At 44.6% G+C, this 424-nt stretch carries 1 protein-coding gene; it reads right to left on the reverse strand.

The features are described 5' to 3' along the window. A partial coding sequence (locus tag NE664_14455) for a serine hydrolase (protein MCQ4727836.1) occupies window positions 1-325 on the reverse strand: 325 nt, incomplete at its 3' end. Between the last annotated feature and the right edge of the window lie 99 nt (window positions 326-424).

Here is a 424-nt window from a genome sequence, read left to right on the forward strand (position 1 = left end):
GGGCAGTCATTGTCATCAGATCCCGAAGCGTTATATTCCGTACCGTTGTTTCCCCTTCGTTGTAATTTTCAACCGGGAAATCCGGGAAAAAGTCCAGCACCTTCTGGTTGACGCTCTGGATCTCTCCTCTGTCGACGGCGATGCCGATCAGGATAGAAATAATACTTTTTGTTACCGAAAAAATGTTGATGCAGCTGTCAGCCGTGCATCCGTTAAAATAGCCTTCGTACTGTGTTTCTCCATTCTTTAAAACAATCATGCCGGCAGTATTACTGTAACGACTATGAATGATCTCTTCCAATGCAGCGATCGTTTCCTGATTCATATTGTTATTCTCCTTTGTCATTAGGCGCCATTATCGGGCAGCCATGATCAGGTACCTGTTATTAGATACCCATTAGCTGGTGTCGTTTCAGCCTAGTTC

It is taken from the genome of Anaerotignum faecicola, assembly GCA_024460105.1.
GTDB lineage: Bacteria > Bacillota > Clostridia > Lachnospirales > Anaerotignaceae > JANFXS01.